Origin of the sequence: Brachybacterium sp. 107 (genome assembly GCF_052379725.1) — a bacterium.
Classification (GTDB): domain Bacteria; phylum Actinomycetota; class Actinomycetes; order Actinomycetales; family Dermabacteraceae; genus Brachybacterium.
Genome location: NZ_JBQSYW010000014.1, coordinates 43539 through 67770, shown reverse-complemented (window position 1 = coordinate 67770; position 24232 = coordinate 43539). Strand labels below are relative to the sequence as shown.

The 24232-nt window shown below is 68.5% G+C and carries 23 protein-coding genes; 14 read left to right on the top strand and 9 right to left on the bottom strand.

The window, feature by feature from the left end; all coding sequences use genetic code 11:
- Positions 1-2 precede the first annotated feature (2 nt).
- From ACT3UL_RS14425 to ACT3UL_RS14410, 4 genes are read left to right on the top strand one after another with little or no spacing between them, the layout of a single operon-like run.
- On the top strand, positions 3-1013 hold the full coding sequence (locus ACT3UL_RS14425; protein ID WP_441449071.1) for an ABC transporter permease: 1011 nt from the start codon (positions 3-5) through the stop codon (positions 1011-1013).
- Between the two features lies 1 nt (position 1014).
- Positions 1015-1998: an ABC transporter permease gene (locus tag ACT3UL_RS14420; protein ID WP_444578947.1), complete on the top strand. Its 984-nt coding sequence runs from the start codon at positions 1015-1017 to the stop codon at positions 1996-1998.
- Entirely contained in the window at positions 1995-2942 is a 948-nt protein-coding gene (locus tag ACT3UL_RS14415; protein WP_444578945.1) for an ATP-binding cassette domain-containing protein, read from the top strand. The genes ACT3UL_RS14420 and ACT3UL_RS14415 overlap by 4 nt, the downstream gene beginning before the upstream one ends.
- Entirely contained in the window at positions 2939-3793 is an 855-nt protein-coding gene (locus tag ACT3UL_RS14410) for an ABC transporter ATP-binding protein (protein ID WP_444578944.1), read from the top strand. The genes ACT3UL_RS14415 and ACT3UL_RS14410 overlap by 4 nt, the downstream gene beginning before the upstream one ends.
- Here ACT3UL_RS14410 and ACT3UL_RS14405 read toward each other — a convergent pair.
- The gene (locus tag ACT3UL_RS14405; RefSeq protein ID WP_444578943.1) at positions 3783-4406 is read right to left on the bottom strand and encodes a TetR/AcrR family transcriptional regulator; all 624 of its coding nucleotides are present in this window, start codon (positions 4404-4406) and stop codon (positions 3783-3785) included. The genes ACT3UL_RS14410 and ACT3UL_RS14405 overlap by 11 nt on opposite strands.
- Before the next feature lie 118 nt (positions 4407-4524).
- Between ACT3UL_RS14405 and ACT3UL_RS14400 the strand changes: the two genes are divergently transcribed.
- Positions 4525-5349: a sugar phosphate isomerase/epimerase family protein gene (locus tag ACT3UL_RS14400; protein WP_444578941.1), complete on the top strand. Its 825-nt coding sequence runs from the start codon at positions 4525-4527 to the stop codon at positions 5347-5349.
- The gene (locus ACT3UL_RS14395; protein WP_444578939.1) at positions 5346-6479 is read left to right on the top strand and encodes a Gfo/Idh/MocA family protein; all 1134 of its coding nucleotides are present in this window, start codon (positions 5346-5348) and stop codon (positions 6477-6479) included. The genes ACT3UL_RS14400 and ACT3UL_RS14395 overlap by 4 nt, the downstream gene beginning before the upstream one ends.
- A gap of 143 nt (positions 6480-6622) precedes the next feature.
- Here ACT3UL_RS14395 and ACT3UL_RS14390 read toward each other — a convergent pair whose 3' ends face one another.
- A complete protein-coding gene (locus ACT3UL_RS14390) occupies positions 6623-7363 on the bottom strand; it encodes a sulfite exporter TauE/SafE family protein (protein ID WP_444578937.1) in 741 nt (246 codons plus the stop codon).
- Positions 7364-7622: 259 nt separating this feature from the next.
- On the opposite strand from ACT3UL_RS14390, the gene ACT3UL_RS14385 reads away from it, so the two are divergent.
- Positions 7623-8576 (top strand): endonuclease/exonuclease/phosphatase family protein, encoded by a 954-nt coding sequence (locus tag ACT3UL_RS14385; protein WP_443360417.1) that lies wholly within the window; start codon positions 7623-7625, stop codon positions 8574-8576.
- An 82-nt stretch (positions 8577-8658) separates the two neighbouring features.
- Here the strand turns inward: ACT3UL_RS14385 and ACT3UL_RS14380 are convergent, their stop codons facing one another.
- The 5 genes from ACT3UL_RS14380 to ACT3UL_RS14360 all read right to left on the bottom strand — a co-directional run bounded on the left by ACT3UL_RS14380 (position 8659) and on the right by ACT3UL_RS14360 (position 13939).
- The gene (locus ACT3UL_RS14380) at positions 8659-9651 is read right to left on the bottom strand and encodes a glycoside hydrolase family 130 protein (RefSeq protein WP_096166039.1); all 993 of its coding nucleotides are present in this window, start codon (positions 9649-9651) and stop codon (positions 8659-8661) included.
- 146 nt (positions 9652-9797) lie between these two features.
- Entirely contained in the window at positions 9798-10634 is an 837-nt protein-coding gene (locus ACT3UL_RS14375; protein WP_114306161.1) for a carbohydrate ABC transporter permease, read from the bottom strand.
- Position 10635: 1 nt separating this feature from the next.
- Positions 10636-11559, bottom strand: coding sequence for a carbohydrate ABC transporter permease (locus ACT3UL_RS14370; RefSeq protein WP_096166041.1), 924 nt, complete (start codon positions 11557-11559; stop codon positions 10636-10638).
- Positions 11556-12863 (bottom strand): extracellular solute-binding protein, encoded by a 1308-nt coding sequence (locus ACT3UL_RS14365; protein WP_444578934.1) that lies wholly within the window; start codon positions 12861-12863, stop codon positions 11556-11558. Before ACT3UL_RS14365 ends, ACT3UL_RS14370 begins: the two co-directional genes overlap by 4 nt.
- Before the next feature lie 41 nt (positions 12864-12904).
- Complete coding sequence (locus ACT3UL_RS14360; RefSeq protein ID WP_441447830.1) at positions 12905-13939, bottom strand: LacI family DNA-binding transcriptional regulator; 1035 nt, start codon at positions 13937-13939, stop codon at positions 12905-12907.
- A 467-nt stretch (positions 13940-14406) separates the two neighbouring features.
- On the opposite strand from ACT3UL_RS14360, the gene ACT3UL_RS14355 reads away from it, so the two are divergent.
- Genes ACT3UL_RS14355 through ACT3UL_RS14325 form a run of 7 tightly spaced genes read left to right on the top strand, consistent with a single transcriptional unit; the run spans position 14407 to position 22199 of the window.
- Positions 14407-15459, top strand: a complete 1053-nt coding sequence (locus ACT3UL_RS14355) for an extracellular solute-binding protein (RefSeq protein ID WP_193117518.1) — start codon at positions 14407-14409, stop codon at positions 15457-15459.
- Between the two features lie 49 nt (positions 15460-15508).
- Complete coding sequence (locus tag ACT3UL_RS14350) at positions 15509-16594, top strand: ABC transporter ATP-binding protein (RefSeq protein WP_193117519.1); 1086 nt, start codon at positions 15509-15511, stop codon at positions 16592-16594.
- Between the two features lie 23 nt (positions 16595-16617).
- Positions 16618-18354: an ABC transporter permease gene (locus ACT3UL_RS14345; RefSeq protein WP_444578933.1), complete on the top strand. Its 1737-nt coding sequence runs from the start codon at positions 16618-16620 to the stop codon at positions 18352-18354.
- Positions 18351-19289: a glycerophosphodiester phosphodiesterase family protein gene (locus ACT3UL_RS14340; protein ID WP_444578931.1), complete on the top strand. Its 939-nt coding sequence runs from the start codon at positions 18351-18353 to the stop codon at positions 19287-19289. Before ACT3UL_RS14345 ends, ACT3UL_RS14340 begins: the two co-directional genes overlap by 4 nt.
- The gene (locus ACT3UL_RS14335) at positions 19286-20401 is read left to right on the top strand and encodes a LacI family DNA-binding transcriptional regulator (protein ID WP_444578930.1); all 1116 of its coding nucleotides are present in this window, start codon (positions 19286-19288) and stop codon (positions 20399-20401) included. Before ACT3UL_RS14340 ends, ACT3UL_RS14335 begins: the two co-directional genes overlap by 4 nt.
- The gene (locus tag ACT3UL_RS14330) at positions 20398-21315 is read left to right on the top strand and encodes a phosphodiesterase (protein WP_444578929.1); all 918 of its coding nucleotides are present in this window, start codon (positions 20398-20400) and stop codon (positions 21313-21315) included. Before ACT3UL_RS14335 ends, ACT3UL_RS14330 begins: the two co-directional genes overlap by 4 nt.
- Complete coding sequence (locus tag ACT3UL_RS14325) at positions 21312-22199, top strand: HAD family hydrolase (protein WP_443349600.1); 888 nt, start codon at positions 21312-21314, stop codon at positions 22197-22199. Before ACT3UL_RS14330 ends, ACT3UL_RS14325 begins: the two co-directional genes overlap by 4 nt.
- Here the strand turns inward: ACT3UL_RS14325 and ACT3UL_RS14320 are convergent.
- Positions 22170-22625 (bottom strand): hypothetical protein, encoded by a 456-nt coding sequence (locus tag ACT3UL_RS14320; protein WP_444578927.1) that lies wholly within the window; start codon positions 22623-22625, stop codon positions 22170-22172. The genes ACT3UL_RS14325 and ACT3UL_RS14320 overlap by 30 nt on opposite strands.
- A 34-nt stretch (positions 22626-22659) precedes the next feature.
- Positions 22660-24195 (bottom strand): UDP-N-acetylglucosamine 1-carboxyvinyltransferase, encoded by a 1536-nt coding sequence (locus tag ACT3UL_RS14315; RefSeq protein ID WP_444578925.1) that lies wholly within the window; start codon positions 24193-24195, stop codon positions 22660-22662.
- Between the last annotated feature and the right edge of the window lie 37 nt (positions 24196-24232).

Genomic DNA, 24232 nt, shown 5'->3' with positions numbered 1-24232 from the left:
CTGTGAATCTCGGCCGCTACATCGCCCAGAAGACGGTGTGGTACCTGGTCGCGCTGGTGGCAGCAGTAGGTCTCAACTTCCTGCTGCCCCGGCTCGTCCCGGGCAACCCCGTCGACGTCATCGTCTCGAACCTGTCCCGCGGCGGCTCCGTCACCAGCGAGCAGCAGAAGCAGGTCTATGAGAGCTACGTCCAGGAGTTCGGTCTCGACCAGCCCCTGTGGCAGCAGTTCTTCACGTATCTCGGGAACGTGTTCACCGGTGATCTGGGGACGTCCTTCGCGTACTACCCGGCATCGGTCAACGACCTCGTGGGCCAGGCGCTGCCCTGGTCGATCGCCGTGCAGCTGCCGGCGATCCTCATCGGCTGGATCCTCGGCAACGTCGTCGGCGCGATCGCCGCGTTCCGCGGCGGCAACTGGGACCGCAGCGTGTTCACCTCGTCGCTGTTCCTCTCGGCCATGCCGTACTACTGCCTCTCGATCCTGCTGCTGTACGGACTCGCCGTCGTCGCCGGGGTGTTCCCCGTCGGCGGGGCGTACTCGCTCGGGCTGACACCGGAGTTCAGCCTCGCGTTCCTCTGGGATGCGGTCAGCTACTACTGGCTGCCCTTCCTCTCGCTCGTGGTCGTCTTCATCGGCGGCCAGGCCGTGGGCATGCGCTCGATGGCCATCTACGAGCTGGGCGGCGACTACGTGAACTACGCCCGGGCCATGGGCATCCGGGACAACAAGATCACGCAGTACATCTTCCGCAACGCGATGCTCCCGCAGATCACCGGCCTCGCTCTGGCGATCGGCACCCTCGTCGGAGGCGCGCTCATCACCGAGCTGGTCTTCAGCTATCCGGGCGTCGGTCTGCTGCTGTTCAACGCGATCTCCGCGAATGACTATCCCGTCATCCAGGCGGTGACGCTCATCATCACCGTCGCCGTGCTGGTGGCGAACTTCGCCGTGGAGATCGTCTACGGAATCGTCGACCCGCGCATCCGCGCGGCCAAGTCCGGGGAGAAGTGATATGTCGACGGTGAACACCTCCATGGCCGAGGAGACGGCCGCTCCGCGCGCGAACACCCTGCGCTCCTTCAACTTCTCCGGACGCTTCTGGATCTCCCTCGTGCTGGTGGTCTTCGTGGTCGCCCTGGGCCTGGCCGGGTACATCTACCCGACCACCGCCGGGGAGAAGGTCGGCTCGCTCTACGATGCGCCAGGTGCCGGCCTGCTGCTGGGCACCGACAACTTCGGGCACGACGTCCTGGCCGTCCTGATGGCCGGCACACGCACCTCGCTGATCATCGGCCTGGTCGCCGGGACCGTCGCGACGACCATCGGCGTGGGCGTCGGGCTGCTGGCCGGTTATGTCGGCGGCTGGTTCGAGGAACTGCTCATGGGCGTCACCAACGTGGTGCTCGCGATCCCCTCGATCGTCGTGCTGATCCTCATCTCGATGTCGCTGCCCGAGAGCACCATCTGGTCCCTCGCCATCGTCATCGGGATCACCTCCTGGCCCTGGACGGCCAGGGCGGTGCGCGCGCAGGCGTCCTCGGTCGCCACCCGCGAGCACATCGACGTGGCCCGGCTCTCCGGGGCGCGGCTGGCCGGGATCCTGCTCAAGGACGTCCTGCCGTACATCCTGTCCTACGCCGTGATGGCGTTCGTGCTGCAGGTCGCCGGCGCCATCCTCGCCGAGGCCGCGCTCTCGATGCTGGGCCTGGGCCCGTCGGGCGCGAACTCCCTGGGCACCCAGCTCCACTGGGCGCTCGCGTTCCAGGCCGTCGCCAGCGGCGCCTGGTGGGCATTCCTCCCGCCGACGATCATCCTGACCCTCGTCTCCTTCGGCTTCCTGCTGCTGCAGGCCAGCCTCGACGAGGTGTTCAACCCGCGCCTGCGCCGCGGCAAGCGCAAGCAGATGAAGCAGGCCGCCAACCGGCGGATCGAGGAGGCCCGGCAGCTCGCCGAGCAGGCCGGCCCCGACCGAGCGAGAGCAGGTGAGAAGGCATGAGTACGAACGACACGAACGGCACGACCGGCGCGACCGGCGCGGCGTCATCCCCCTCGCGGTCAGGCATCCTCGCCCGCGCCGAGAACATCCGCTGTGTCTACGGCGGCGGCGAGGAGGACTTCACCGCCGTCGACGGAGTCTCGATCGAGCTCGGCGAGGGCGAGATCCTGGGGCTGGCCGGGGAGTCCGGCTGTGGGAAGACCACGCTGGGCAACGCGCTCGCGATGATCGCCACCCCGCCGCTGTACGTCCTGTCCGGGACCCTGGAGATCGACGGGGAGACGATCGATCTGTCGACCCTCCAGCCGTCGGATCTCACGCGGCATCGGCCCTACCGGGGGCGCACCGTCTCGATGCTCCCGCAGGGCGCGATGAACTCCATCAGCCCCACGCTGCGGATCAGCAGCCTGGTCAGGGACGTGATGCGGGCCCACGACCCGAAGATCACCAAGGACGAGGCCCTGGACCTCGCCCAGGACCGGCTGAAGATGCTGGACATGCCCGTGCGGGTGCTGGACTCCTATGCGCACCAGCTCTCCGGCGGCATGAAGCAGCGCATGATCACCGTGATCTCGACGCTGCAGAACCCGCGCCTGCTCATCGCCGACGAGCCGACGTCGGCCCTGGACGTCTCCAGCCAGCGCATGCTGGTGGAGATGCTGCTGGAGATGGTCCAGCAGGGGATCATGTCGGGCGTGGTCTTCGTGACCCACGATCTGCCGGTCCTCTCCCAGGTCTCCGACAAGCTGGCGATCATGAACGCCGGGAGCATCGTCGAGTCCGGCCCGACCCGGCAGCTCGTCGAGAACGCCCAGCACCCGTACACGCGCAAGCTGCTGTCCTCGGTGCTCGATCCCAGCCAGGAGACGCGGAGGCGCGGCGTCGCCCGTCGCACGAGAGGCTCCACGACGCCCACGACCACCGAGGAGGTGGGGACGCCATGAGCGAGTCCACCGCAGCTGCTGCGCAGAACGCCCCGCAGGACGACATGATCACCCGCAGCACGACCGATGCCGAAGTCCTGCTGTCCTGCCAGAACGTCACCAAGGAGTTCAGCGTCGCGGGGTCGAAGATCACCGCGGTCGACGATGTCAGCCTCGAGTTCCCCGAGTCCAGCGTGCTGGCCGTGGTGGGGGAGTCCGGCTCCGGGAAGTCGACCCTGGCGCGGATGCTGCTGCGCCTGATGCCGGTGACCTCGGGGACGATCACCTACCGCGGGCAGGACGTCACCCATCTCCGGGGCGGCGACCTGCGGGAGTACTGGACGGACGTGCAGGCGGTCTTCCAGGACCCCTTCTCCTCGTTCAACCAGTTCTTCACCGTGGGGTCCCTGCTGCGGCGCGGCCTCGCCCTCGCGAAGGTCCCCAAGGACGAGGCCGACTCCTTGATCGAGGAGTGCCTCGGCTATGTCGACCTGCGGCCCAAGGAGGTGCTGCACAAGTTCCCGCACCAGATGTCCGGCGGTCAGCGCCAGCGCGTCATGGTGGCCCGTGCCCTGATGATGCGCCCCAAGGTGCTGCTCGCGGACGAGGCGACGAGCATGCTCGACGCGACCCTGCGCGTGAACGTGCTCAACGTGCTGCACGATCTGAAGAACGACCTGGGCCTGACGGTCCTGTTCATCACGCACGACATCGGCCAGGCGTGCTATCTCGCCGACCGGGTCGCGGTCATGGAGCACGGCAAGGTCGTCGAGCGGGGCACGACGGAGGAGGTCATCTTCTCCCCCCAGGGCGACTACACCCGGCGGCTGCTCTCGGACGTGCCCGACCTGCGCGGCAGCCTCAAGACGTAGGGGCGAACAGCACCGCGAAGGTCTCCAGTGTGCGCTCGAGCTCCACGGTGGGCTCGAGCAGCCACTGGACCTGCAGGCCGTCGGACGCCGCGATGAGGAGGGCCGCCATATCGGCGGGATCCACATCCTGACGCACGCTGCCGGCGGCCTGCCCGGCCGCCAGGCGCTGCGTGAGATCTTCTCGGATCCGCGCGAATCGTGAGCTGAAGAAGGTGTTCGACGGTGAGCCGTCCACCGCGAGGGCGGTGGCGACGAGCGTCGTGTACAGCTCCACCATGCCCGGCACGCCGATGTTGATCACGGCCGCCGTGACCAGCACGTCGAGCGCGGATCTGTCCTCGTACATCTTCGCGGTGTCGCGCTGGGACTCCGCGTGCTCGTAGACCGCGACCAGGAGCTGCTCACGGGAATCGAAGTAGTGCAGCAGCGCGGCATGCGAGACCCCGATGGCCGTGGCGATGCGACGCAGCGAGGTGCCGTCGGCCCCTCGCTCGCGGAACACCTCGATCGCTCGATCGAGGATCTCCTGGCGTCGAGCCACGCCTTTCGAATACGAACCGGCGCGGCCGATGACGGTGGGCTCGGCGGCGGCGCTGGCTTCATCGGTGCACATGTCCAGATGCTACCCGGACAAAACCTCCATGTGGAGGATTTGCGTGCTAGCGTTTCCCCCACGCCCCCACCGTGACGTGCGGAACAGCGGGTGATAACCGCCAGAAAGAAGGTTCGTCGTGGCCCTGCCCATCGCTTCCATCCAGCTCTATTCCTTGGCCTCCGAGTTCTCGGCGGACATGGACGGATCCCTCGACAAGCTCGCCGGCATCGGTCTGCGCACGGTCGAGGCCTTCGACTTCGTGCGTCGCCCCGCGGAGATCCGCGCCGCCCTCGACAAGGCCGGCCTGACCTCCCCGACCGGCCACGCCCCGCTGCTCTCCGACGAGCTGTGGACCCCGGACGGCTCGATCCTCACCCCGGCCAACGAGATCGTGTTCGAGGCCGCCGCCGAGATCGGCATGAAGACCGTCATCGAGCCGATGGTCGCCGCGGACCGCTGGCTCACCGAGGACGGCGTGAAGGACATCGCCGAGCGGCTCAACGCCGCGTCCGAGAAGGCCAAGGAATTCGGCCTCACCGTCGGCTACCACAACCACGCGCAGGAGTTCGTCGCCTCGTTCGACGGACAGACCGCCTACGAGCGCTTCCTCGATCTGGTCGACCCGACCGTCGTGATCGAGCTGGATCTGTTCTGGGCCCTCGCCGGCCAGCAGGACGCCGTGGGCCTCGTGAAGAAGCTCGGCGACCGCCTCGTCGCGATCCATGTCAAGGACGGCGTCGCGCCGGCCTCGAACCCGTTCGCGCCCGACGCCCCCAAGTTCGACTCCTCGAGCCTGGACCAGCGCCACGCCGGGGACGGCGAGGTGCCCACCATCGACGCCCTGAAGGCCGCGACCGCCCTGGAGTACGCCGTCATCGAGTACGACAACGCCCCCGGCGACGTCTTCGAGGACATCGCGGACAGCTACACCTTCCTCATCGAGAACGGCCTCGCAGCATGAGCGCCTCCACCGGGCCCGTCGGCGTCGGCTTCATCGGCGTCGGCGTCATCTCCGACACCTACCTCGAGAACCTCGGCTCCTTCCCGGACGTCGACGTGCTCGTGCTCGGCGACATCGACACCGATCGTGCCCGCAGCCAGGCCGAGAAGCACGGCATCGCCACCTGGGGAACCGCACAGGACGTGCTGGACCACCCGGGCGTGCAGGTCGTCGTGAACCTGACGATCCCCGCCGTGCACGCCGAGATCTCCGCCTCGGCGATCGCCGCCGGCAAGCATGTCTGGACCGAGAAGCCGCTGGGCCTGGACCGCGAGTCCACGTCGGCGCTGCTGAAGGCCGCCGGCGAGGCCGGGCTGCGGGTGGGCTGCGCGCCCGACACCGTGCTCGGCCCGGGCGTCCAGACCGCCAAGCGCGAGATCGCCAAGGGGACCATCGGTCGCCCGCTGTTCGCGCAGACCTCGATGCAGTACCAGGGCCCCGAGGTGTTCCACCCGAACCCCGGCTTCCTGTTCGCCCAGGGCGCCGGCCCGCTGCTCGACATCGGCCCGTACTACTTCACCACTCTGGTGAGCCTGTTCGGCACCGTCGAGAAGGTCGCAGCCGTGGGCCTGAGGGCCACGAAGGAGCGTGCGATCCAGGTGGGTCCGAACGCGGGGGAGACCTTCCCCGTCGAGGTGCCCTCCACGATCTCGGTGCTCACCCAGTTCGAGGCCGGCCAGACGGGCACGTCGCTGGTCAGCTTCGACTCGCCGCTCGCGCGCCAGGGCGTCGTGGAGATCCACGGCACCGAGGGGTCGCTCGTGGTCCCCGACCCGAACATGTTCGAGGGTCGCATCGCCTACGTGAAGCCCTTCGACTCCTTCGGCGAGCAGCCCCCGGAGCAGGAGTGGATCGAGGTCCCGCAGGAAGGCATCGTCGCAGGCCGCGGCACCGGCCTGCTGGACATGGTCCGCGCGATCGCCGAGGGCCGCCCGCACGTGGCCAGCGGCGAGCTCGGCTATCACGTGCTCGACGTGATGCTCTCCGCCGAGGAGTCCGCAGCCTCCGGCGAGTTCGTCACCGTGAACAGCTCCGTCGGCGAGGTCCCGCTGGTGCAGGAGGGCTTCGACCCCTTCGCCAGCACCCTGTGAGCTGACCGGCGAGGTGTTCTCGACCTCGTCATGGACAGGCCCCTGTCACCCCCGCCGTCGGCGGGAAGAGGCAGGGGTCTTGTCGCCTGCGGGCGCCCTCGGAAGGCTCCGGTCTGCGCCGACGGCTGGGCGCCGGGCCCCGGTCAGAGCGCGGCGAACATACCGCGCCCCAGAGCGAGGAGGGCTCCGGCCATCGCGATCAGGACGACGACGCGCATCGCGGCGGCGCCGTCGATGCGACGCGAGAGACGATCTCCCACCAGGAGGCCTACGAGCAGCGAGACCAGCAGTGCGATCCAGCCCGAGGGCTCGAAGGACGGCAGAGCACGCTTGGCGGCGAGCGAGACGATGCCGAGCGCCACTCCGTGCAGCTGTGCGGTGGCGGCGAAATGGCGATGCTCCCAGCCCGTGGCGCGTGCATAGACCACCACGCCGGGCCCAGCCACACCTGCGGTGACGCCCATGAAGCCCGAGGTGAAGCCGCCCGCCGCTCCCAGCACGGCCGACGGGGGCACCGTGCGGCCCCGCAGCAGGTTAGTGACGCCGAGCCCGAGCACGACCAGGAGGCTGACCACGATGGTTAGCGGCGCCTCCGGCAGCAGCTCGACGGCGACGGCGCCGGGCAGGACGCCCACCACCCCCATCGGGACCAGCAGCTTCGCGCGCGGCCAGTCCACGTCCCTCCACACCTGCACCAGGATCAGCGAGTTGGCGAGGACGGAGGCGGCGTTGACCGCGAGCATTCCCTGCAGCGGTCCCAGCACGAGCACGAGGAACGGGGCGGACAGCAGCGCGAAACCCATCCCGTTGGCACGCTGGGAGACGGCGCCGATGAACACGCTCAGCGCCATGCTGAGAGTGAGGAGCAGACCGGGATCGTCCACTCCGCACCTCGCTCTCCGATGTCAGGGATCCGTCGCTCGTCGGCGGCACCGCCGACCGGGCTCGCACACCGCGCATCGCTCTGCACGGCGGCTCGCGGGACTGCCCGCTGTCGGGCGGGTGCCGCGTACCGGATGGCCGGACGGTTCCCAGCGCACGAATTCCGAGACCGATCGATGGTCCATTCGGAGAACTCCGCACCTAGGGGGAGCGCTCCCCCTAGTGTGGATCTCCCATGACGACAACCTTCAGGAGAAGACCATGGACATGTCGATCGCCCGCCGCACCTTCGCGACCGGAATCGGGGCAGCCGCCCTCGGAGGAGCTGCCGCAGCGCTTGCCGCTCCCGCCTCGGCTGCACCCGTGAGAGCCGACGGCGACAGTGCTCGACCGCTGATCGGCAGGGCAGGCCGCGACCGCCTGCATGTAATGTCGTTCAACATCCGCCAGGACACCACCCCCGAGACAGAACCAGGGGACCCGGATCATTGGCCGGACCGTGAACCGGTGCTGATCGATCTGCTGGCCCGTGAGGAGCCGACCCTTCTGGGCGTGCAGGAGGCGCAGTACACCCAGATGAGCGCGATCGACTCCGCCCTGCCCCGGCATCGGATGATCGGCTACGGGCGCAAGGGCGGCAGCAAGGACGAGCACTCGGCGATCTTCTACGACACGACCCGCCTCGAGGTCCTGGCCTGGGACCAGTTCTGGCTCTCGGACACCCCGGAGGTCATCGGCTCCGCGACCTGGGGGAACCGCATCACCCGCATCGTGGTGTGGGCGCGGCTGCGGGACCTCGCCAGCGGGGCCGAGTTCGCGATGATCAACACCCATTTCGACCACGAGTCCGAGCAGGCACGGATCAAGAGCGGCCAGGCGATGATCGACCTCTTCGACGGTGGTGAGCTCGACCAGCTCCCCACCATCGTCACCGGCGACTACAACTCACCCGCCCACGACTCCGGCGCCTACACGACCCTCGTCACGGACGGCCCCACCGTGGATTCCTGGGATGCCGCGGCCGAGCAGCTCACCCCGGCCTGGGAGACCTGCCCCGGATATGCAGAGGCAGTCGAGGGCGGCGACCGGATCGACTGGGTGCTGACCACGGAAGACATCACCACGCATCAGGCCGCGATCAACGACTACCGCGATCCCAGCGGTGCCTTCGCGTCCGATCATCTGCCGATGCAGGCGTTGCTCTCCCTGCCCTGAGAGTCCTCGCGCAGGCACGGCCCGCCGCCCCGGGGGAACCGGGGAGGCGGGCCGTGCCGTGCCGGGGTCCGACCGAGTGAGCTCAGCCGTCGGCGCGCAGATCGGTCCCGTACGTCGCGCCCGGATCGGCGACCGCGACGGCGAGCGTGGTGTCGGACTGGCCGTAGTAGGCGAACCACGTCCCGCGGAACTTCACGAGCCCCTCCACGAAGGTCACGTTCGAGACCAGCCCGTGCGTGTCCTCGAAGGTCTGCGGGCGCAGCCACGGCTCCTGGAGGCGGGCGAGGACCGTCGTCGGGTTCGCGGGGTCGATGACGATCTGGCCGCAGCGGTAGTCGACCTCCCGCGTGCCGTCCTTCAGGTAGCGCCGGGTGGCGCCGTTGGTGAGCATCAGCAGGAGCCCGTCGTCCGTCAGCACCGGAGAGGTGCCGATCTCCACGAGGGCCTCGTCCCAGGTGCCCGGGGTGGGGGAGTACATCGGCTCCTCGTCGCTCGTGCCGGGGGTCCAGTGGATGAGGTCGTCGCTGGTCGCCCAGTAGATCCCGCCCTCTCCGAAGTACATCCACCACTTCCCGTCGATCTGCTGAGGGACGATCACGCCAGCCTTGGACCAGTTGAAGCCGCGCGGGTCCATGGTCTTGAAGGTGTCGAAGTCCTCGAAGAGCGGGCCGTGCTTGGTCCACGTGCGCAGGTCGGGAGAGGTCGCCAGGCACAGCTGCGCGGAGCGTCGGTCCCAGCCCGTGTAGGTGAGGTAGTAGGTGCCCTCGATGTATGCGATGCGCGGGTCCTCGCAGCCGAAGCGCTCGTAGTCGTGCTCGGGCGAGAGGATCGGAGCGTTCTCCCGCTCGAAGTGGTAGCCGTCGTCGCTGAACGCGATGCCGACGTGGGAGACGATGTCCTCCGCGTGGGCCCGATACAGCAGCACCACCTGGTCATCGACGACCAGCGCCGCCGGGTTGTAGAGGTTCGAGGACTCCCAGGAGTCGCCCTTGGGCCGCAGGATCGGGTTGTTCTCGTAGGGGGTGAAGGGGCCCAGCGGGAAGCGGGCGTCGCCGAAGAGGCTGGTGGTGGTCATGGGGAGGTCCTTTGCAGTGGGGGTCGAGGAGGAGAGCAGCGGCGGCTCGGCGCGGTGGCGCCGATCGCCTCCGCTGCTGCGGTCGCTTCAGCTGCGGCCGTATCAGTCGTATCGGTGGCGTCAGATGCGTCGGTCGTGTCGGCCGATCACCCCTTCACCCCGGCGCCGATGTCGGAGGCCGTGAAGTACTTCTGGAACAGGCAGAACAGGATCACGACGGGCAGCGCGAGGGCGCAGGCTCCGGCGAGGATCGCGCCATTGGGGTTCGCGACGGTCTGGGCGATGTTGGCGATGTAGTTCGCCAGCGCCACCGCGAGGGGCTGCATCGAGGCGTCCTTCGTGATGAGGAACGGCCAGAGGAATTCGTTCCACGGGCCGATGAAGGTGATCAGCACGACCGTCGCGATCGCCGGGCGCACCAGCGGGATCGCGATGGCCCACAGCACCCTCAGCTCGCTCGCCCCGTCGATCCTCGCCGCCTCGAACATCTCCTCGGGCAGGGCCAGGAAGAACTGCCGGAAGATGAACACCGCGGTGGTGTTGATGAAGAACGGCAGGATCATCCCGGCGTAGGTGTCCCCGAGCCCGTACGAGCCGGCGACCTGCACGTACAGGGGGATCATGAGCAGCTGGAAGGGGACCATCTGCACCCCGAGCATGACCACGAACAGTACTCCGCGGCCACGCCAATGCAGCCGGGACAGGGCGTAGCCGGCGCTGAGGCCGAAGGTCAGGGTGCCCAGCAGGACACCGGCGGTGAACACCACCGAGTTCAGCAGCGCACGCAGCAGCGGGAGCCGCTCGTTGATGCTGGCGAAGTTCTCCAGGGTCCAGCCCCCGGTGGGGAACATGCCCGCCGGGGTGGTGGTCGGGTTCTCCTGCAGGGCACCGACGATCATGAAGTAGAAGGGGAAGATGAACACCAGCGCCGCGAGCGCGAGGATCACGTACAGCGCGATCCGGGTGGGGGTGCGGGACCTCATGTCAGCTCTCCTTCGTCAGGCGGGTGGAGGCCAGGGACAGCAGGCCGACGCCGATCACGAGCAGCACGCCGATCGCAGAGGCGACATCCGGGTTCCCCTGCTGGATGCCCTTCTGGTAGATCATCAGCACCGGTGAGGTGGAGGCGCCATCCGGTCCGCCGCCGCTGGTCAGCAGATATGGCTCGGTGAACAGGTTCGCGCCGGTGATGATCGAGAGGATCAGCACGAGCATCGTGGTGGCGCGCAGGCCCGGCACCGTGATGTGTCGGAAGCGCTGCAGGATCCCGGCCCCGTCGGTCGAGGCGGATTCGTACAGCTCTTTCGGCACGTTCTGCAGCGCGGCGAGATACAGCAGGATGTAGAACCCCAGTTGCTTCCACGTCACGTACAGGGCGATCGACGGCATCGCGAGGGCGTCGTTGACCAGCCACGAAGGATCCGGGGCGAGCGGCCCGAGGATCGTGTTGACCAGGCCATCCTGCGAGAACAGCAGCATCCACACGCCGATCAGCGACACGCTCGCCGTCACGTACGGGACGTAGAACGCCACGCGGAAAGCACCGGCCCAGCGGGTGACCGCGTTCAGGGCCGAGGCGAACCCCATCGACAGGATGACCGTGAGAGGCACATTGATCACGAGGAACACCGCGATGTTGCCGAAGGACTGCAGCACGCGGGGATCGGTCAGGGCGGTGCGGTAGTTCTCCAGCCCAACGAACGGATGGTCCATGTCCATGCCGGGGGCGGTGAACACGTAGTCGAAGAACGAGATGTACACGGCGTAGGCCAGGGGATATGCCATCACCGCGGCGAGGAACACGATGTACGGCAACGAGAGTCCCAGACCGAGGGGCTGCTTCCCGAGCAGCCGACGCAGCGGGCTCGTCGGAGGGCGTAGGGGCGGGGCGGTATCGGGGGTGATCATCGTGCTCCCTTCTGCACCAGCTGGTCGATCTGCTCGGCGGCATCGTGCAGGCCGTCCGCGACCGACTTCTTCCCGAAGATCGCGGAGGCGGAGAACTCGTCGCGGAATCGCTGCCAGATCTCGATGGCACCGGACAGGTAGGGCACATCGGCCACTCGATCGGCCTGATCGGCGAAGCTCGTGTAGTCGGGATGCTCGGCGAAGTAGTCCGGGTAGGTGGCGAGCAGGTCGGTGCGCAGGGGCATCTGACCGGAGAGCTCGAGCAGCTTGCCGTCCCACTCCTCGCTGGTGGCGAAGGACAGGAACTCCCAGGCCGTGAGCCGATTTCGGCTCGAGCTGAACATCGCGACGTTCTTGGAGTCCGCGAAGGTGATGGTCTCCTCGGGGGCGATGCCGTCCGCACTGGGAACCGGCATGAATCCGTAGTCGAGCTGATCCTTGTAGGTGGCGATCGCCCAAGGCCCTGCCAGCTGCATCGCGGTGGTGCCCATCGTCATCGCGTCGTCCGTGGACTCCTCCCGTGGGGCGAGCCCTTCCTCGTACATCGCGCGCCACAGCTCGGCGACCGCCAGGCCGTCGGGGGAGTCGAAGGTGGTCGCGTCATCCTCCACGAGGAGCGTGCCGTGGGTCTGGGCGAGGTACATCGGGTAGAAGTCGAACCACGGCTGGTAGAAGTCGCTCGTGGGTGCGGGCCAGACGGCTGATGCCGAGGCACCTGAGCTGACGATCTGCCGTGAGCCCTCGAGGAAAGTCTCGAAGGTGTCCATTCCTGGGGACCCTGGATCGATCCCGGCGGCCGCGAAGATCTCCTTGTTGAACATGACCATCACCGGGTTGGACTTCCAGGGCAGCTGGTAATAACCGCCCTGGCCTCCGTCCTCGGCGTAGTCGCGGGCGCGCTGTCCGGTGCGGCTCTCGATGTGCTCCCGGCCGCCCTCGAACGTGGTCAGATCGACCAGGCCGCCGGCGCGCACCCAATCGGGCAGCGCCGCCGGGGACGCGTTGAAGACGAGATCTGCGGTGGTGCCGGCCACGATCGCGGCGGAGATGGCCTCCTCCGAGCTGGCTCCGGCAGGGACCTCCTGCAGCGTGACCTGCTCATCGGGATGCTCGGCGTTCCAGGCGGCGGTGACCGCCTCGCCCCAGGCGAGCTCCTGCTCGTTGTTGGAGACCCAGATCCGGATGGCGCCACGGGTTGTCGCCGCCTGCACAGGGTCGACCGCGCTGCGTGAGCAGGCTCCTGCGGCGAGGGCCAGAGGAACTGCGAGTGCTGTGGCGCCGAGAGCGCGCCGGGTGAGGGTCATCGTCGATCTCCTCGGTGGTGGTCGTGGTGGTGGGCGGATCGTCAGGGCTGAGAGGGCGGAGCGATGCTGCCTCGGCGCACGACGACAGTGCCGTCGACGAGGACGGCGCGGTGGGCATCGCCGCCGAGCGCCGCCAGCAACGTGCGGGCCGCGACGGCGCCGCGCACATCGGCCCCGGTGGAGACGCTGGTCAGCCCTGGGGAGAGGTGCGCGGAGAGCTCGCTGTCGTCGAAGCCCGTGACGGAGAGGTCCTCGGGGATGCGCAGCCCGGAGCTGCGCGCGTAGGAGAGGCCGGCGATCGCCATCACGTCGTTCGCGTAGACGATCGCTGTCGGGTGGTCGTCGCCGTCGAGCAGTGCAGCGGTCGCATCACGACCGGAGGCGGCGGTGAAGTCGCCCTCGACGATGCGGTCGGGGAGGAGGCCATGGCGGGTCATCGCAGCCGCGAAGGCGTCCCGGCGCGCTGCGGCGTGGACGTAGCGCAGGGGCCCGGAGACGTGCGCGATGGAGGAATGGCCGGCATCGACGAGCAACTCCACGAGCTCGCCGACGGCGGCGGCGTCCTCGGTGTAGACCACGGGTGTGTCGACGGGCTCCTCCTCGTGGGGTGCTTCGGCGCTGAGTATCACGGCGGTCAGTCCCAGCTCGCGGACGAGGTCAGGGCGGCGGTCGCCCTGCTCCACATCGAGCAGGATCACACCATCGACGCGTCCCGCGGCGTATCGCTCGTAGGCCGCCGTCTCGGCGTCGTCATCAGCAACGACGTTGAGCATCAGGCCCATCCCGGCCTCGGCGAGGACGGCCTCGCAGCCGGCGATGAAGCGTGGGAAGAAGGTGTCGGTGGCGATGATCTCCGGTCGCCGTGCAATGACGAGACCGATTGTGCTGGTGCGAGACGTCGCGAGCGCCTGGGCGCTCGAGCTCGCGGTCCACCGCAGCGATTCAGCCGCTGCGAAGATACGGCGACGAGTCTCCTCTGCCACTGGGCGCTTGCCGGAGTATGCGAGGGAGACGGTGCCCTTGGAGACGCCGGCGGCTCGCGCGACGTCCCCGATGGTGGGTCGTGCACCGTGCATGGTCTTCCTCCTCCGGGCGGGGTGAGCGCAGTCGGCTCGGTCGAACCGGTCGGTCGTTCTTGGGTCTGGCGGTCTCAGCAGCTGTGCTGGCGCTGACGCCAGCACCGATGCGCAGACCGGTTTGAACAGAAAGCAGTTAAACCGGTTTGTGGATTCCTGTCAAGCTGATCGGGAGGAAGGGCCCCTATGGTCGGCACGCACTAACACGCGGTCCGGGCCCCTTGTGCAGCCGCCTGGGTGTCCCCTAGTGTTGCTGATCACGCACAGGGGGAGCGCTCCCCCACTGTTCGACCAGAGTTCACATGGCGATGCCTTCGGCGTTGCGTCGGATCCACTTTCGATGACGAGAGTTCCTACCGGTGGGGGAGCGCTCCCCCTGGCGTGGCCTCGACGTGACGCCCGTCCGCAGTCGTCCGCACCTCCGCCCTCCGGAGGGCCTCACCCCTTCGTGTACAGAAAGTTTTCCCATGCGACAGCTCCTGAAAGCCTCCGCAGTCCTCGCGACCGCAGCCCTTGCCCTGACCGCCTGCGGAAGCGCCGACAGCGGCGCCGACTCCGGCGACACCCTCATCGTCTACACGAACTCCAACGGCGACGGCCGGGGGGACTGGCTCACCGAGCAGGCTGCCGAGGCCGGCTTCGACATCGAGGTCGTCGGCCAGGGCGGCGGGGACACCACCAACAAGATCCTCGCCGAGGCGGGCAACCCCGTCGCAGACGTCGTGTTCGGGCTCAACAACGTCTACTTCAACCAGCTCGTGGACGCCGAGACGATCGAGCCGTACACCCCGGTGTGGGCCAACGAGATCGACGCCGAGCTGGGCGACGCCTCCGGGGACGGGAACTACTGGCCCGTCGTGCAGCAGGCCATCCTGCTTGCCTACGACGCCGACAGGATCGATGCGGCCGACGCCCCGAACGACTGGCTCGACCTCTGGAACGACCCCGCCTTCGAGGGCCGCTACCAGTCCGAGACCAGCATGGGCAACGCCACCATCCAGATCGTCATGTCCGGCATCCTCACCCGCTATGCCGATCCTGAGGGCGAGATGGGCATCTCCGAAGAGGGCTGGGCCGAGGTCGAGAAGTACTTCAGCACCGGCAGCCCCGCCGTCGAGGACGTCGACGTCTTCCAGCGGATCGTGGACGGGGAGGTCGACTACGGGCAGCTGCCGTCCTCCGGCCTGCCCGGCCGCGAGGCCAGCTACGACATCACAGCCGGTGTGGTGGAGCCCGAGGTGGGCGTGCCGTTCGTGGTCGAGCAGGCCGCAATCATCAAGGGCACCGACCAGCTCGAGGAGTCCCAGGAGTTCATCGACTGGTTCGGCGGCGCCGAACTGCAGGCCGCCTGGTCCGCGGAGTTCGACTCCATGCCCGTGAACCAGGGCGCGATCGACCAGGCCGAGCCATCGATCGTCGAGTTCCACGAAGGTCTCGTGCGGCAGGACATCGACTGGGAGTTCGTCACCGAGAACCTGCCGGGCTGGGTCGAGAAGATCGAGCTCGAGTACGTCGTCTGACCGGCTTCGCACCACCACCACCCACCGCACCCTGACGGAAGGCACCGAGATGATCCGCTACGACGGGATCCGCGTGGACTACGGCGATTTCACGGCGATCCACGGCCTCGACCTGCACGTGCGCGACGGCGAATTCTTCACCTTGCTGGGCCCTTCGGGCTGCGGCAAGACCACTGCTCTGCGCACGCTGGCAGGTTTCGTGAGTCCCTCGGCCGGGGACGTCCACGTCGCCGGCCGGCGCGTCACGCGCCTGCCCAGCGACAAGCGCCAGATCGGCATGGTGTTCCAGAACTACGCCCTGTTCCCGTCGCTGAACGTGCGGGAGAACATCGCTTTCGGGCTCAAGGTCCGCAAGGAGTCCCGAGCCGAGGTGGAGCGCAAGGTCCGGGAGATCGCCGAACAGGTCGATCTGTCCCCCACCCAGCTCGAGAAGAACCTCGCCGATCTCTCCGGGGGGCAGCAGCAGCGCGTGGCGATCGCGCGCGCGCTGGTGCTGCGCCCCAAGATCCTGCTGCTGGACGAACCGTTGTCGAACCTCGACGCGAAGCTCCGGGCCCAGCTGCGAGTGCAGCTCAAGGACCTCCAGGAGCAGTTCGGCATCACCACCGTCTACGTCACGCACGATCAGGACGAGGCGCTGAGCATGAGCGATCGCATCGCCGTCTTCCACGACGGCCGGGTGGAGCAGATCGGCACCCCCGAAGAGATCTACGACGCCTCCGCCACCGAGTTCGTGTGCCACTTCATCGGCGATGCGAGTCGCCTGTCGCCCGCTCTCGTCACGGAGGTCGCAGCCCGGTCGGGCACGGCCCTCGACCCCACGCGCGTCTCGTACGTGCGCGAGGAGAAGGTGAGGCTCGGCACCGGGACGGCGAGCGGCGGATCGGTCGCGCTTCCCGGCACCGTGGTGCGCCGTCGGTACCACGGAGTGCGCTCGAGCTACGAGATCAGCACGCACGGCGCGATCGTCAAGGTCATGCAGCCCGAGGACGGCTCCGCCCGCCCTCAGGCCGGCGACGTCGTCACCGTGCACATCGACCCCGCCACGATCCTCCAGTACGAGGGCAGGGCCGCCTCTGGCGCCGCCGAGGACGGGGCGCCCGCGACCGCCGTGACGTCCGTGGCCGCGCGATGAACGGCGCGAGCAGCATCTCGAGGATGATCCGCTCGCCCTTCGTGATCGTCACCGGCGCGATCGTGGGCTGGTTCATCGTCGCGTTCCTGATCTGGCCCAATGCGAATCTGCTGGTGCAGACCTTCGTCCCGGACGGCGAGCCCACCCTGCGGGCGGTCGAGAAGCTCGCCTCGTCGGAACGGGCTATGACGTCCCTCGGCAATTCGTTCCTGCTGGCGTTCGTCCTCTCGGTCACCGTGAACGTCGTCGGCATCTTCGTCGTGCTGGTCACGCGGTACTACGACATCAGGGGTGGCAGGATCCTGTGGCTGGGATACGCCACCACCCTGATCTACGGAGGCATCGTGCTGGCCGCCGGGTACAAGTTCGTCTATGGCGCCGACGGGATCATCACCGGGTTCCTGCTGCGACTGTTCCCCGAGATGGACCCCGACTGGTTCAGCGGCTTCTTCGCCGTCGTCGTCGTGATGACCCTGGCCACCACGACGAACCACCTCCTGTTCGTCTCCAGCGCCCTGTCCAAGGTGGACCATCAGACCATCGAGGCGGCACGGAGCATGGGTGCTTCGGAGTGGACGATCCTGCGCCGAGTGGTCCTGCCGATGCTGAAACCGGTGCTCTTCGCCGTCACGATCCTCACGTTCCTGGGCGGGCTCGGGGCGCTGTCGGCCCCGCAGGTGCTCGGCGGGCGCGACTTCCAGACCATCACCCCGATAATCCTGACGTTCGCCGCAACTCCCAGCTCGCGGGACATCGCCGCGCTCCTCGCGCTGGTGCTCGGCATCGCCACGGTGCTCCTCCTGATCGTCCTGACCCGGATCGAGAAGGGCGGCACCTATTTCTCGATCGCCAAGGTCTCCTCGCAGTTGGTCAAGCAGAAGATCCGCAATCCGGTGCTGAACGTCGCGGTGCACGTGGTCGCCTACGCACTGTTCGCGGCCTATCTGCTGCCCGTCATCCTCATCGTCCTGTACTCCTTCCAGGACTCTCGCGCGATCGAGTCCGGGCAGTTCCGCTTCTCGACCATGTCCCTGGACAACTATGTGCGCGTGCTCGGGGAGTCCGCGAGCCTGCGGCCCTTCGTCATCAGCATCGTCTACGCGGGCCTCGCCTCCCTGATCAGCGTGCTCGGGCTGCTGTTCGTCGCCCGCATCATCGCGAAGCACCGCAACGCGATCACGCTCGCCGCCGAATACCTGCTCCACATCCCGTGGATCCTGCCGACCACCTTGATCGCGCTGGGCCTGATCATCAGCTACGACCATCCGAGCCCTCTGGTGGGCGGCCGCGTACTCACCGGGACCACCGTGATCCTGCTGATCGCCTACGTGATCGGCAAGATCCCCTTCACCCTGCGCCTGCTGAAGGCTGCCTTCTCGGGGATCAATGACAACCTCGAGGAAGCCGCCTCGCTGATGGGCGCGAGGACACTGTACGTCTTCCGCAGGATCCTGCTGCCCGCGGTGCTGCCGACGGTTCTGGCGATCGGGGCGCTGAACTTCAACAGCCTGCTGGACGACTACGACACCTCCGTATTTCTCGCGCACCCGCTGTTCCAACCGCTGGGCCTGGTCATCAAGGCGAGCACCGAGGGTGATGCCAACCTCGATGCGCGCGCGAACACCTTCGTCTATACGGTGCTGCTCATGATCATCACCGGCGCGACGATGTACCTGGTCTACGGGCGGGGTGCCCGGGATCGCAGCGGCCGGCGCGCCCGAGCACGCCGTCAGCGCGATCGCGACGGGGCCGAGCGATGAGCGCCGCCTTCCGGCACCCGCAGCGGGGAGGCACCGACCGGCTCCTGCACCGGCGCCTCGCCGAGCTCGGGACCCTCGTGGTGGCGCATCGCGGCACGGCCGTCGGCAGCATCGCCGAGAACACCCGCGTGGCGGCGATGGCCGCTCTCGTCTCCGGGGCCGATGTGGTCGAGATCGACGTCTCGACCTCCGCGGACGGAGAGTTCTACGCCTTCCACGACGGGACCGAGCAGCGGCTGCTCGGGATCGGCGCGAACCTCACCACGCTCACGGCGCGGCAGATCGACGAGCTGCGATACGTGCACGTGGACCGCCCGGGCCGTCCGGCTGGTGTGGAACGCCTGCTCGACCTCCTGGCCGCGCTGCGTCCCACTGAGCTGGGTGTGGAGGACGAGGCGGCGCCCCTGGTGAACGTGGACCGGTCCTGGGGGTCATGGGCCACGCTCCTCCCCGCCCTGGACGGTCTCGGGATGACCGAGCAGCTGCTGCTGAAGAGCCCGGCCGCTCTGCCCGGACCGCTCGACGTCCTGCGGCGCCACGAGGTGAAGTACCCCTACCTGCCGATCTGCACGGATCTCGCGCAGATCGAGGACCTCGTCGAGGACGATGACCTCGACGTCGTGGGCGTCGAGCTGCTGGCCGATGGCCCGGACCACCAGCTCGCGGACCCCGACCTGTTCGTCGAGCTGCACGCCCGCGGACTGTTCGTGCTGGTCAACGCCGAGGTGCTGACGAACGGGATCCCGCTGTTCGCGGGCTATGACGACGAGGCGGCGCTGCTGCACGGGCCCGCTGCCGGGTGGGGACCGCTGTTCGACCTCGGCGCCGATCTGATCCAGACGGACTGGCCCTGGCTGCTGCGTGCCTATCGTGGGACCCGAGCAGCCCGCGGCACCGCCGGGGCGACAGCCGTCGACCAGGAAGTCCGTTCATGAGCACCTCCGCCTCCGCCTCTCCCGAGCCACGTCCCCCCGGTCGCGTCCGGCTGGAGGACGTCGCCGCCGCCGCCGGGGTCTCCCGCACCTCCGCCTCCCGCGTCATGCTCGGCCAGGGAAAGGTCTCCGACCGGACCCGGCGCCGAGTGCTCGCGGTCGCCGACGAGCTCGGATATGTCACCAACGTCGCCGCGAGCGAGCTCGCCTCCGGAGGCTCGTCCACCGTCGGCCTCCTGCTGCGCGACGCCTCCAACCCTGCCTACGGTCTGCTGTTCAGCGAGCTGCAGAAGGCGGGCCACGCCGCCGGCGTCACGCTGCTGTCGATGACCATCAAGCATGACGACCAGGGCAGGCAGCAGGTGGCCAGCCTGCACCGCCTGATGGGCATGCGCGTGGCCGGTCTGATCGTCGCCACGGGCGGAGTGACCAGCGACCAGCTCGAGCCCTTCCGCGACCGGCTTCCCATCATCCGGGCCGGACGCCCGGAGAGCAGCGGGCGGATCCACGCCGTCTCCTACGACGAGGAGGACGCGGCCCGTCGCCTCGCCGAGCACATTCTGGAACTGGGCCACACGGATGTGGCCGTGCAGACCGCCCGCGCCGAGGACTCCTACCCCGAGTTCGTGCGCAGCACTGTCATGACCCAGCTGCTCGAGAGCCGCGGAGCCACGGTGCACCGGCTCGAGTACCGACGAGGTCACGACGCGATGGACGAGTCCGTGGACCTGGCCCGTCGCGGCCGCGTCAGCGCCGTCATGGTCCCCTCCGACCTGCGGCAGCTGACCCTGATCCGTCGTCTCCACGAGGCGGGCCTGCGGACCCCCGAGGACGTCGCCACCACCGGCTGCGACGGGATCCTTCCCGGGATCGACCTGCTGGGCTTGACCACCATGCGCATCGCCGTCGAGGACGTCGCCGAACGGACCATCGCGAACATCGCCCGGATGATCGGGGCGACCGGCATCGGGGACGATGCGGGGTCGGGCGGATCCGCGGAGGCCGGGCCTGGAGATCCCGCAGGAGGCAGGGTCGTGCACGAGAGACTGCCCGGCCGATTCATCCAGGGGCGCACCGCCGGGCCGCCCCGCACCACCGGAAGGACACTCGCATGAACGCACTGCGCGCCGCCGAATATCCGAGGGCGAACCACACCCTGGTCCACCTCTCGGACACCCATTTCGTGCCCCCGGGCGAGCTGCTGTCCGGGGTCGCCCCGGTCCGTGAGCATCTCGAGGGGCTGCTCGAGGACCTGGTCGCCACCAACCTGCGACCCGAGGCACTGATCTTCACCGGCGACCTCGCCGATCGCGGGGAGGCACCCGCCTATCGGCAGCTGCGCGAGCTGGTCGAGCCGCTCGCCGAGCACCTCGGCGCCGAGCTCATCTGGGTGATGGGCAATCACGACGATCGCGCCACGATGCGCACCGAGCTGCTCGATGCGGAGGCCGACGACGCCCCGTACGACCGGGTGGTCATGCTCGGAGGCCTGCGGATCATCGTGCTCGACTCGACCGTGCCCCGCAGGGCCTACGGCGAGATCCGTCCGGCCCAGTACGCCTGGCTGCGAGAGGTGCTCTCCGAGCCTGCCCCGGAGGGAACGATCCTCGCCCTGCACCATCCCCCGGTCCCGTGCGTCCAGGACCTCGCCATCACCGTCGAGCTGCGCGACCAGGACGCCCTGGCTCAGGTGCTGGCCGGCAGCGATGTGCGCGCGATCATCGGGGGTCACTTCCACTACTCGACCTCCGCGACCTTCGCGGGCATCCCGGTCTCCGTCGCCTCGGCCACCTGCTACACCCAGGACCTGCAGACGCCCGACCGCGGCACGCGGGGCCGGGACGGCGCGCAGGCCTTCAACCTCGTCCATGTGTACAACTCCACGATCATGCACTCCGTGGTGCCCCAGGGCGGCGGCGCGAGTGTGAGCCGCCATGTCGATGGTGCTGCCACCGCCCGCAAGCTCGCCGAGCAGGGCCTGTACATCCCCGACGCCCCGGCGCTCGCGAGCTGGACGGGGGCCCGGTGATCCTGGACCCCGGACGACGCATCGTCTTCCTCGACGTCGACGGCACGATCATCGCCCACGACGGAATCCTCCCCACCTCGACGGTCGACGCGATCCGCTCCGCCCGCGCCGCGGGGCACCGCGTACTGCTGGCCACCGGCCGTTCCCCGAGCGAGCTGGACCCTCGTCTCGCGGAGATCGGGTTCGACGGAGCCGTCCTCGGCGCCGGCGCATTCGTGCACCTCGGCGAGGACTGGGTGGTCCAGCACGCCATGCCCGTCGCGAAGGCGAGACGCATGATCGAGGTCTTCGGACAGCTCGATCTGGACTACGTGCTCCAGGCTCGCGACGGCGTCTATCCCGTCGCCTCGCGTCGGGAGGAGATGCGCAGGATGCTCGGCATCGAGGACCGGCCCGGGCTGGGGCCGGGCGAGGAGCTGGACATCGAGCAGGTCGCGGAGAAGGCCCCGCTCGACGCGATCGCCAAGGCGATCTTCCTCGGCGTGACCCCGGACGCCTTCGAACGGGTCCATCAGGCGCTCACGCCCGAGGGCTTCAGCGTGATCACCGGGACCATCACGCATCTGGGCACCGGTGGGGGAGAGGTCTCACTGGCCGGGGTGAACAAGGGCTCGGCAATCCTGGCCCTGCTCGACCAGCTCGGGCTGGACGTGGCCGATTCGATCGGGATCGGGGACAACAACAACGATCTGGAGATGCTGCGCATCACTGGCGTGGGCATCGCGATGGGTGAGGCGACCCCCGAGGCGCGGGCCGCGGCCGATGAGATCACCGGCACGGTGCACCAGAGTGGGATCGCGCAGGCGTTCGCCCGGCACGGTCTGCTGGATGGGACAGCTCCCGAGGGAGAGGGGTCAGCGACTGCGGGCGCCGCGCAGCGGTGAGTGCAGTGCGACCAGCACGGCCGCGGTGAAGATCACTGCAGCAGCGTCAACTGGCCCCACCGTACCCACGAGCGCTCCGCCGAGCGCGGGCCCGGAGGACTCCGCGACCGTCAGCGACTGGCCCACCCGGGCATCGGCGAGGACCCGGGTCCTGCGCGGCACCAGATCGGGCAGGTACGGCTGCTCGGCGGCGACGACGAACACTCCGCCGCAGCCGACGGCGAACAGGATGCCTGCCGTCGCACCGATCGAGAGCCCGCCGGCCACGAGCACGTCGACCGCGACGGTCGAGATCCCGAGCGCGGGGAAGCCCGACGCGCTCGCCGGCCAGTAGCTGCGGAAGCTCGGAGGGCGAGGGGCTCCCTCACCGTTCGGTGCCGAGCGGCCTCGCCGGCCCATCGCCCCGCTATCGCGGGTCGAGTCCACGGAGCCGAGTGGAGGAGCGGGGCCCAGCTCCTACTCAGATGTCCTTGAACGTCTCGATGCGCGCACCGAGCTTGTTGAGGCGCTCGGCGAGGTCCTCGTAGCCGCGGTTGATGACGTACACGCTGCGCAGCACCGAGGTGCCCTTCGCGGCGAGCATGGCCAGCAGGATCACGACGGCGGGACGCAGCGCCGGCGGGCACACGATCTCGGCGCCGCTCCAGCGGGTCGGCCCGTCGATGAGCACGCGGTGGGGATCCATGAGCTTGACCTTGGCCCCGAGCTTGTTGAGCTCGGTGAGGTAGATGGCGCGGTTCTCGTACACCCAGTCGTGCAGCAGCGTCTGGCCCTCGGCGGTCGCGGCGATCACGGCGAAGAAGGGCAGGTTGTCGATGTTCAGCCCCGGGAACGGCATGGGATGGATCTTGTCGATCGGTGCCTTGAGCTGCGAGGGGTGCGTCGTGATGTCGACCAGACGGGTCTGCCCGTTGCGGGCGAGGTACTCCTCGGACCGGTCGTAGCGCAGCCCCATCTCCTCCAGCAGCGCCAGCTCGATCTCCATGAACTCGATCGGCACGCGCTGCACGGTGATGCTGGAGCTGGTCACGATCGCGGCGGTGATCAGGCTCATCGCCTCGATCGGGTCCTCGCTGGGGGCGTACTCGACATCGGTGCTGATCTCGGCCTTGCCGTGCACGGTGAGCGTGGTGGTGCCGATGCCCTGGATGCTCACGCCGAGCTTCTCGAGGAAGAAGCACAGGTCCTGGACCATGTAGTTGGGGCTCGCGTTGCGGATCACCGTCTCGCCCTCGTACCGGGCTGCGGCCAGCAGGGCGTTCTCGGTGACGGTGTCGCCGCGCTCGGTGAGCACGATCGGCCGACGGGGGCCGACCCCGGGGGAGACTGTCGCCTGGTAGTCGCCCTCGGTGGCGACGACGTCGAGGCCGAAGGGGCGCAGCGCCGTCATGTGCGGCTCGACGGTGCGCGTGCCGAGGTCGCAGCCGCCGGCGTAGGGGAGCTGGAAGGACTCCTCACGGTGCATCAGCGGGCCCATGAACATGATGATGCTGCGGGTGCGGCGCGCCGCATCGGCATCGATCGAGGCCAGGTCGAGCGAGGTGGGGACCTTCAGCTCGAGGTCGTTGTCCTCGTTCATCCAGCGGGCCTTGACGCCGATCGAGGTGAGCACCTCGAGCAGGCGGTTGACCTCTTCGATGCGGGCCACCTTGCGCAGGATCGTGGTGCCGGTGTTCAGCAGCGACGCGCAGAGCAGGGCGACGCCGGCGTTCTTGGAGCTCTTGACGTCGATGGAGCCGCTGAGGGTCCGCTGGCCCTCGACGCGCAGATGGCTGGGGCCCGAGGTGCCGAGGCCCACCAGTTCGGAGTCCAGGGCGGAGCCGATCTTCGAGATGGTCTCCAGCGTCAGGTTCTGCTGACCCTTCTCGATCCGGTTCACGGCGCTCTGGCTGGTGCTCAGCTGATCGGCGAGCTGAGCCTGGGTGAGGCCGGAATGCTGACGGGCGTCACGGATCAGGGTGCCGATACGGGCCAGGTAGTTCTCGTTCTCAGTCATGGATCGACCGTATCTCATAGATGAGATACGGGGTGGA

Bases quoted from the DNA above. Each gene is read 5' to 3' on its own strand.
- ACT3UL_RS14350 (WP_193117519.1), top strand. From the start codon at position 15,509: ATGATCCGCTACGACGGGATCCGCGTGGACTACGGCGATTTCACGGCG.
- ACT3UL_RS14380 (WP_096166039.1), bottom strand. From the start codon at position 9,651: ATGACCACCACCAGCCTCTTCGGCGACGCCCGCTTCCCGCTGGGCCCC.
- ACT3UL_RS14330 (WP_444578929.1), top strand. From the start codon at position 20,398: ATGAACGCACTGCGCGCCGCCGAATATCCGAGGGCGAACCACACCCTG.
- ACT3UL_RS14395 (WP_444578939.1), top strand. From the start codon at position 5,346: ATGAGCGCCTCCACCGGGCCCGTCGGCGTCGGCTTCATCGGCGTCGGC.
- ACT3UL_RS14365 (WP_444578934.1), bottom strand. From the start codon at position 12,863: ATGACCCTCACCCGGCGCGCTCTCGGCGCCACAGCACTCGCAGTTCCT.
- ACT3UL_RS14415 (WP_444578945.1), top strand. From the start codon at position 1,995: ATGAGTACGAACGACACGAACGGCACGACCGGCGCGACCGGCGCGGCG.
- ACT3UL_RS14385 (WP_443360417.1), top strand. From the start codon at position 7,623: ATGGACATGTCGATCGCCCGCCGCACCTTCGCGACCGGAATCGGGGCA.
- ACT3UL_RS14335 (WP_444578930.1), top strand. From the start codon at position 19,286: ATGAGCACCTCCGCCTCCGCCTCTCCCGAGCCACGTCCCCCCGGTCGC.
- ACT3UL_RS14420 (WP_444578947.1), top strand. From the start codon at position 1,015: ATGTCGACGGTGAACACCTCCATGGCCGAGGAGACGGCCGCTCCGCGC.
- ACT3UL_RS14370 (WP_096166041.1), bottom strand. From the start codon at position 11,559: ATGATCACCCCCGATACCGCCCCGCCCCTACGCCCTCCGACGAGCCCG.
- ACT3UL_RS14355 (WP_193117518.1), top strand. From the start codon at position 14,407: ATGCGACAGCTCCTGAAAGCCTCCGCAGTCCTCGCGACCGCAGCCCTT.
- ACT3UL_RS14360 (WP_441447830.1), bottom strand. From the start codon at position 13,939: ATGCACGGTGCACGACCCACCATCGGGGACGTCGCGCGAGCCGCCGGC.
- ACT3UL_RS14375 (WP_114306161.1), bottom strand. From the start codon at position 10,634: ATGAGGTCCCGCACCCCCACCCGGATCGCGCTGTACGTGATCCTCGCG.
- ACT3UL_RS14340 (WP_444578931.1), top strand. From the start codon at position 18,351: ATGAGCGCCGCCTTCCGGCACCCGCAGCGGGGAGGCACCGACCGGCTC.
- ACT3UL_RS14315 (WP_444578925.1), bottom strand. From the start codon at position 24,195: ATGACTGAGAACGAGAACTACCTGGCCCGTATCGGCACCCTGATCCGT.
- ACT3UL_RS14405 (WP_444578943.1), bottom strand. From the start codon at position 4,406: ATGTGCACCGATGAAGCCAGCGCCGCCGCCGAGCCCACCGTCATCGGC.
- ACT3UL_RS14410 (WP_444578944.1), top strand. From the start codon at position 2,939: ATGAGCGAGTCCACCGCAGCTGCTGCGCAGAACGCCCCGCAGGACGAC.
- ACT3UL_RS14345 (WP_444578933.1), top strand. From the start codon at position 16,618: ATGATCCGCTCGCCCTTCGTGATCGTCACCGGCGCGATCGTGGGCTGG.